This is a genomic window from Lactobacillus sp. UBA5813 (assembly GCF_002417895.1).
Taxonomy (GTDB): Bacteria; Bacillota; Bacilli; order Lactobacillales; family Lactobacillaceae; genus Lactobacillus; species Lactobacillus amylolyticus.
This window is the reverse complement of sequence record NZ_DICZ01000009.1, coordinates 105,255-112,431: the sequence shown is the minus strand read 5'-3', so window position 1 is coordinate 112,431 and position 7,177 is coordinate 105,255. Positions and strand designations below refer to the sequence as shown.

Below are 7,177 nucleotides of genomic sequence, written 5' to 3'. Positions count from 1 at the left end.
TTTAGAATGGCCGGTAAAGCAGTCCGTTTTGTTTACGACATCAAGTGTCCAAAAGACGTATGGCTTTTTGCTTTATCTTCGCTTTTTATTTTAAGCAAAATAAAAAGTGCCGGATCATGAATCCGTCGATTCATAATCCAACACTAGGTTAGTCTGTTTTGTTTTGTTTTTAAAAAGCTCCAAGAGAAGCTAAAGCTTGCGCGATAATTGCGGCTAGCGTAATAAAGGCCATTAAGAGTGCCATTACGATAGTTAACTTTTGAAAAAAGGACTTCTTTTTCTTTCTACGTGCCATGAACTAAACCTCCTATTTGTTACATTTTATTCTTCTTACCAGTTTTTTTCAATGAAGTAAAAAGGTAGAATAGAAAAGATGGAGGGAAAATAATGCTTTTGATAATTTTGATACCAGTAATAGGAATTTTAGTGGCCGGGTTAGTTACGAAAATTTTCCCAAAAGCTCAATTTAAAGGATACGATGTTTTACCTTTTTTCTTTATCCCAAGTTGCAATTTAATTACTAATTTACAAAACAGACCATCATTTTTGCCGTATGGCTTTTTGCTTTTCTTTTTGTTGGCAATTGTCTTAACAATTGGAGCTGCAGTAAAGGAGAAAAATATTGCTTTAGGCAAGACTATCCATAAATTATGGGGCTACTTAAGTCTTTGCTCAGTGATGTGGTATTTGGGCTTAATTTGCATGATGATGGCTTAAAATCCCCACATTTAGATTAGAATGATCATTAACCTTGAAGTATCAAGCTTCAAAGCTTTTTTATTTATTCAAAAAAGCTAAATCAAAATAAAAATATTTAAAAATTTGACCTTTTTAGGTCATTGTGTGGTATGAAGTGGTGAATTGTGGTAAATTATTCTGTGGGAGGGGGCTAGACCATGTTCATGGGTGAATACCATCATAATTTGGACAGTAAAGGTCGCTTGATTATACCAGCGAAAATGCGTAATCAAATTGGTGACAAAATGGTATTTACCAGAGGAATGGAAGGCTGCATTTTCGGCTATACATTAGATGTATGGCATGAAATTGAAGCCAAATTAGCGCAACTTCCGTTGACTAAGAGAAATGTACGTAATTTTATGCGTTTATTTTATTCTGGTGCGATGGAAAGCGAATTTGACAAGCAAGGTCGTGTTAATCTGACCAAGACATTAAAACAACACGCCGGGCTTGAAAAAGAATGTGTTATCGTAGGTGTTTCTAACCGAATCGAAATTTGGTCTAAGGAACGTTGGGAAGACTTTTCACAGTCCGCTAATGAAAACTATGATGACATCGCAGAAGATTTGGATGACATTGGACTATAATATGAAATTCAAACACACCAGTGTACTCTTACACGAAACTATAGATAATTTAAAACCAAAAGACGGTGGTCTTTACGTCGATGCAACTTTCGGCGGTGGTGGACATGCGAGATATCTGCTAAGCAAGTTGAATACGGGGACACTAATTGGTTTTGATCAAGATGAATATGCAATAAAGGCAGCAAAGTTGAACTTTACTGATTTATTACAAGAGGATAGTAATCCTAGGTTACAACTCGTACATGACAACTTTAGTCATTTGGAGCAGGACCTAGTAAAGCTGGGCTATCCAGATGGCATTGATGGCATTTACTATGACCTAGGTGTATCTTCACCACAATTTGATCAAGCTGAGCGGGGTTTTTCGTATCGATATAATGCGAGATTAGATATGAGAATGGATCAAAGCCAAGAGCTTGATGCATATCAATTAGTAAATCAAAGCAGTCAACGAGATTTGGCAAATATTTTGTACAAATATGGCGATGAAAAATTTTCACGTCAAATTGCTCATCGAATCGTTGAAAAACGCAGAGAAAAGCCAATTGAAACTACCTTCGAACTGGTAGATATCATCAAAGAAGCAATTCCTGCTTATGCACGAAGGACTGGCGGGCATCCAGCAAAGAAAAGCTTTCAGGCTCTAAGAGTGGCGGTTAACCATGAATTAGAAGTCTTGCAAACTTCTCTTGAGGAAGCAGTTAAGCTTTTACGTCCGAAAGGGCGGATCAGCGTAATAACGTTCCAGTCTGATGAAGACAAAATCGTTAAAAAAATATTTAAGAAATACTCTGAAGTAGAAGTACCCAGAGGGATGCCGATGATTCCAGATGGAATGAAACCAACACTTCGTTTGGTGAATCGCAAACCTATTACTGCTTCTGCTTTGGAATTGGAAAACAACAAACGCTCACACAGTGCAAAACTACGGGTTGCAGAGAAGATATAAAGAGGAAATGTTTATGGCTGATAGTTCTGCAAGAAGAATTGAATTTGAACCAAACAGAGAACCAAAATCTGTTAAAGTTAGGCGGATTGCTCCGAATCCACATCAAGTGCGTTGGACAGGTCTAGAAAGGACTTTAGTTGTATTGGGAAGCGCCATTACCTTAGGAATGATGGTTTTCCTAGTTTCTTCAAGTATTTCTGCGACCTCAGCGCAGCAAAAGCTCTCAGGCGTTGAACAATCCATTACCAATAAACAAAACAATATCGCTAGTCTCAATCAAGAAATTAGTGAATTGACTTCTATTTCACGCTTGAAGAAGATTGCTCGCAGTAAAGGTCTAACGTTAATTGAAAAAAACATTAGGACAGTTCGCTAATGAAAAAGAAAAATAATAGTTTAAAACTACAAAAATCCAAAGCCCACGGCTACCGCTTTACGGTGGGGAGAATTCTCCAACTAGCCGTGGCTTTGGTTTTTCTTGTGTTTGTGGGAAGATTTTTATATATCGGTATTTCAAAAACAGTCCAAGGTCAAAATTTGTCGACTCGGACAAAACAGCTTTATATGCGCAATCAAGTGCTTAAAGCTAATCGAGGAACGATTTATGATCGCAATGGTTTGGTAATTGCAGAGGACTCGCATCTTTATACAATTTACGCGATATTAGACAAGTCTTCGATTAATTATAAAAATAAACCAGAATACGTTGTTAACAAACAAAAAACAGTGAAGCAATTGGCAAAGGTTTTGCCGATTTCGGAAAAGAAGATTCTACAGTATCTTTCACCCAGGTCTAAAGCCTTTCAAGTTCAATTTGGTTCTGCCGGTAGCGGCTTAACTAAAGATCAAAAAGAAAAAATTGAAGCGATGAAATTGCCAGGAATTAAGTTTATCGAAACTCCTTCACGGCTTTACCCGAATGGTGTTTTTGCATCGCACGTTGTTGGTTTAGCTCAACCAGAATACAACAAGAAGACTAATTCGCAGACAATTGTCGGAACAATGGGACTAGAAGCGTGGTTCAATAAAACTTTGACTGGAACAGATGGTTATAAAATCTCTTCAGTTGATGCTTCAGAGAATCAAACGCCTAATTCAACTCAGACCTTTAAAGCTGCAAAGAACGGAAACAATTTATATTTGACGCTTGATTCGCAACTTCAGAGTCTATTGGAAGAAAAACTGATTGAAGTTCAAAAAGCTTATGATCCAGTAAGTATGACGGCAGTCGTTGAAGATATGAAAACTGGGAAAGTAATGGCTGCTTCTCAAAGACCGACTTTTAATCCGCAAACCAAAAAGGGATTAACTAAATCATATCGAGATATCTTGGTTCAAGATACCTATGAACCTGGTTCGGTCTTCAAGATATTGACTTTGGCTGCGGCTATTAATAGTGGCAATTATCACCCTAACCAGTACTACAATTCAGGATCTGTAAGTGTTGGTGGCTCAACTATCCATGACTGGCTCACTTCTGGTTGGGGAAGTATTCCTTTGTCTCAAGCATTCCCACGTTCAAGTAACGTTGGTTTAGTTCATATTGAGCAGGCAATGGGTGCCAAAACTTGGCGCAAATATTTGAATCGTTTTAGAATTGGTAAAAAGACGGGCGTAACATTGCCAGGCGAACAAGCAGGACTGATTTCCTTTAAGGGAGTTACCGACCAAGCCGTAACGAGTTTTGGTCAGGGTGTTAATGTCAATGTCATGCAAATGATGCAAGCATTCAGTAGTTTGGGCAATAATGGTCAAATGGTTAAACCACAATTTGTTGATAAGATTACTGATGCAAATGGCAAGACGATTAAATCCTACCAAGTTAAAAAAGTTGGAAAACCTGTTTATAGCAAAGCTACTTGTAAATTGTTGATTAAGAATATGAAGCGAGTTTTAAACAAACAAATTGGTACCGGTTATGCATACAAGATGTCAGGTATTAGTTTGGGAGTAAAAACCGGTACGGCGCAAATTGCTAAACCAAACGGTGGCGGCTATTTAACTGGTGACAGCAACTATATCTTCTCAGTAGTCGGTGTTACGCCAACTAAGAATCCACGTTATTGCGTTTATTTGACATTAAAGCAACCAAGAAAGATGACGGTATCTGCTGAAAAGATTCTTGCATCAATTTTCAAGCCAGTTATGCGTCGGGTTGTCATTATGTCTAAGAGTGAAAGTTTGGCTTCTAGTTCTTCAGTAGTTAAAACACCTAGCTTAACGCAGATGTCTTATGCTAAAGCCAAGAAAAAGGCAACTGCTGCTGGATTAAACGTTTTAAAGATTTCTAGTGGCGACAAAATTGTTAAACAGGGTGTCAAAAAGGGACAAAAAGTATCTTCCGGTTCAACTATCCTTCTTCTAGGTAATGGTACAGCTAAATGTCCAAACATGAAGGGTTGGAGCCTAGAAGAGCTGAATCAGTTTGCAAACTTGACTGGAGTTAAATTAACGATTAAAGGCTCAGGTACCGTTAATAAACAGAGTCTAAAAGTTGGTACCAAGATAAAAACAGGGCAAAAGATTAGTATTAATTTAAAGGAGTAACAAGATGGTAATAAGCTTTATTGCACTAGTGAGTTCACTGGTATTAACGGCTATTTTCTTGCCATGGTTAATTATGTTTATGCATTCTCATCATGAAGGACAAGAAGTTCGTGATGAAGGACCTAAATGGCACAAAAAGAAATCCGGCACTCCAACAATGGGAGGTACGATTTTTGTAATTGCCGCAGTTATTTCCACTATTTGGGTTTCGGCTTGGCAACATCAAATTACTAAAACAGTTTGGATTTTGATTATTTCATTATTGGGGTACGGTATTATCGGCTTCCTGGATGATGGTATTAAACTTTATTACAAGCGTAATCTTGGCTTACGTGCATGGCAAAAATTAGCTTTGCAAATTGTGATTGCGATTGCAATTGTTTTAATTGCTGCTAGTGACAATTTTAGCTTTGGCTTATACATTCCATTTGCTGGCATTGTTAAGAGTGCTGTATTGTTCACTATTTTTATCATTTTCTGGTTGGTTGGCTTTTCAAATGCTGTTAACCTTTCAGATGGATTGGATGGTTTAGCAACAGGTTTATCAATCGTAGCTTATGGTACATATGCTTATCTTGCCTTTAAGCAACACAATTCAGCTATCTTAATCTTTTGTATGAGTGTAATTGGTGGTTTAATTGCATTCTTCATCTTCAACCATAAACCAGCTAAAATCTTTATGGGAGATGCTGGCTCATTGGCCCTTGGTGGTGGTTTAGCAGCTGTAAGTATCTTTCTTAACAGACCATGGTCCTTGCTTTTAGTTGGTATTGTCTTTGTTTGTGAAACTGCAAGTGTAATTCTGCAGGTTATTTCTTTCCAAACTACAGGGAAGAGAATTTTTAAGATGACGCCAATCCACCACCACTTTGAAATGTTAGGCTGGTCAGAATGGAAAGTCGATATTGTCTTTTGGATCGTAGGTTTGATTGGCAGTATTATTTACTTATGTATTTGGGGATAAAACAATAAATGAAACAGATCGATACATATAAAGATAAAAATATTCTAGTTTTAGGTTTAGGAAAAAGTGGCTTTGCAGTTAGCAAAGTGCTTCTTCAATTAGGCGCCAAGTTGACTTTAAATGATAAGGCTGATCTGGAAAAAAATGATAAAGCACAAGAACTCAAAAAGTTGCGCGTAAGAGTAATTGGCGGACATCATCCCGTTGAATTATTCGATCAAGAGCATTTTGACTACATGGTTAAAAACCCAGGAATTCCTTATGAAAATCCAATGGTGCAAAAAGCTGAAGAAAAGAAAGTTCCCATTATCACAGAACCTGAGATTGCTTTAAGCTGCAGTGAAGCACCTTATGTTTGCGTAACTGGTTCAAATGGTAAAACTACTACAGTTATGCTGACGCAAAGAATTTTGGATCATCATTTGCAAAAATCTGGGCATCATGCATATGCTGTTGGCAACATTGGTGTCCCAATTTCCGAGGTAGTTACTAAAGCCACAAAGGATGACATCTTGGTGGTTGAAATTTCAAGTTTCCAATTATTGGGTGTCACTGATATCGATCCTAAAGTGGCAGCAATTGTAGATATTTATCATAATGTTCACTTGGATTATCACAAGACTTTCGAAAATTATGTAAATGCCAAATTGAATGTTACTCGTTTCCAAAATTCAGCAGATTATTTCATTGCAAACTTTGATCAAAAAGATATTTTGAAGAAGGAAAAAGAAACTACTAAAGCAAAAATTCAAACCTTCTCTGAAAAAGATAATTCAGCGGACTACTTTATTGGTGATGAATACCTTGAAAGTCAAAGCGAAGAGATTATGAAGATCGATGACATTAAATTGCCAGGTATTCATAACCAACAAAACTGTTTAGTTGCCATTGCTATTTCCAAATTAATGGGTGCCGAAAATGATGATATTCAAGCTGTTTTAAGCACTTTTGCTGGTGCTAAGCACCGTCTGCAATATGTCATGACTTTGGATGGCAGAAAAGTTTATAATGATTCAAAATCAACCAATATTGAAGCAGCCACTGTGGCTATTCCATCATTTAAGCAGCCAGAGGTTTTGATTGCAGGTGGACTTGATCGTGGCTTTACTTTTGATTCATTGGTTCCGCTTTTTAAAGAGCATGTTAAGGCCATTGTTTTGTATGGTGAAACCAAGTATTTGTTGGCTGATGCAGCAAGAAAAGCTGGCATTAAAGATATTGTAATCGAAAACACTTTACAAGAGGCAGTACCAAAGGCATATGAATTAACCGAACCTGGTGATGTTTTATTGTTCTCACCAGCATGTGCATCATGGGACCAATTTAGAACATTCGAAGAACGTGGAGACTATTTCGTAAGTTTTGTAAAGGAATTAAAGACTAAATAAA

At 37.2% G+C, this 7,177-nt stretch carries 8 protein-coding genes; 7 read left to right on the top strand and 1 reads right to left on the bottom strand.

The features are described from left to right. Nucleotides 1-169: 169 nt before the first annotated feature. Nucleotides 170-295 (bottom strand): DUF4044 domain-containing protein, encoded by a 126-nt coding sequence (locus tag B2008_RS02045; protein WP_006351407.1) that lies wholly within the window; start codon nucleotides 293-295, stop codon nucleotides 170-172. A 92-nt stretch (nucleotides 296-387) separates the two neighbouring features. Between B2008_RS02045 and B2008_RS02040 the strand changes: the two genes are divergently transcribed. The 7 genes from B2008_RS02040 to murD all read left to right on the top strand — a co-directional run bounded on the left by B2008_RS02040 (nucleotide 388) and on the right by murD (nucleotide 7,176). Beyond that, entirely contained in the window at nucleotides 388-717 is a 330-nt protein-coding gene (locus tag B2008_RS02040) for a DUF3397 domain-containing protein (RefSeq protein ID WP_281828490.1), read from the top strand. Nucleotides 718-896: 179 nt separating this feature from the next. Then, nucleotides 897-1,328, top strand: coding sequence for a division/cell wall cluster transcriptional repressor MraZ (gene mraZ / locus B2008_RS02035; protein ID WP_281828489.1), 432 nt, complete (start codon nucleotides 897-899; stop codon nucleotides 1,326-1,328). Nucleotide 1,329: 1 nt separating this feature from the next. Further along, nucleotides 1,330-2,277, top strand: coding sequence for a 16S rRNA (cytosine(1402)-N(4))-methyltransferase RsmH (rsmH, locus tag B2008_RS02030; RefSeq protein WP_281828488.1), 948 nt, complete (start codon nucleotides 1,330-1,332; stop codon nucleotides 2,275-2,277). 13 nt (nucleotides 2,278-2,290) lie between these two features. Beyond that, nucleotides 2,291-2,653, top strand: coding sequence for a cell division protein FtsL (gene ftsL / locus B2008_RS02025; RefSeq protein WP_281828487.1), 363 nt, complete (start codon nucleotides 2,291-2,293; stop codon nucleotides 2,651-2,653). Next, on the top strand, nucleotides 2,653-4,824 hold the full coding sequence (locus B2008_RS02020; RefSeq protein ID WP_281828486.1) for a penicillin-binding transpeptidase domain-containing protein: 2,172 nt from the start codon (nucleotides 2,653-2,655) through the stop codon (nucleotides 4,822-4,824). The genes ftsL and B2008_RS02020 overlap by 1 nt, the downstream gene beginning before the upstream one ends. 4 nt (nucleotides 4,825-4,828) lie before the next feature. Then, nucleotides 4,829-5,788 carry a phospho-N-acetylmuramoyl-pentapeptide-transferase gene (mraY, locus tag B2008_RS02015; RefSeq protein ID WP_281828485.1) on the top strand — a complete coding sequence of 320 codons (960 nt, stop codon included), beginning with the start codon at nucleotides 4,829-4,831 and terminating at the stop codon, nucleotides 5,786-5,788. 8 nt (nucleotides 5,789-5,796) lie between these two features. Further along, nucleotides 5,797-7,176, top strand: a complete 1,380-nt coding sequence (murD, locus tag B2008_RS02010; protein WP_281828484.1) for a UDP-N-acetylmuramoyl-L-alanine--D-glutamate ligase — start codon at nucleotides 5,797-5,799, stop codon at nucleotides 7,174-7,176. The last annotated feature ends 1 nt before the right edge of the window (nucleotide 7,177 follow it).

What these genes read in the sequence shown, in the direction of transcription:
- B2008_RS02045 (WP_006351407.1), bottom strand. Translation starts at nt 295, where the DNA reads ATGGCACGTAGAAAGAAAAAGAAGTCCTTTTTTCAAAAGTTAACTATC.
- B2008_RS02040 (WP_281828490.1), top strand. Translation starts at nt 388, where the DNA reads ATGCTTTTGATAATTTTGATACCAGTAATAGGAATTTTAGTGGCCGGG.
- mraZ (WP_281828489.1), top strand. Translation starts at nt 897, where the DNA reads ATGTTCATGGGTGAATACCATCATAATTTGGACAGTAAAGGTCGCTTG.
- rsmH (WP_281828488.1), top strand. Translation starts at nt 1,330, where the DNA reads ATGAAATTCAAACACACCAGTGTACTCTTACACGAAACTATAGATAAT.
- ftsL (WP_281828487.1), top strand. Translation starts at nt 2,291, where the DNA reads ATGGCTGATAGTTCTGCAAGAAGAATTGAATTTGAACCAAACAGAGAA.
- B2008_RS02020 (WP_281828486.1), top strand. Translation starts at nt 2,653, where the DNA reads ATGAAAAAGAAAAATAATAGTTTAAAACTACAAAAATCCAAAGCCCAC.
- mraY (WP_281828485.1), top strand. Translation starts at nt 4,829, where the DNA reads ATGGTAATAAGCTTTATTGCACTAGTGAGTTCACTGGTATTAACGGCT.
- murD (WP_281828484.1), top strand. Translation starts at nt 5,797, where the DNA reads ATGAAACAGATCGATACATATAAAGATAAAAATATTCTAGTTTTAGGT.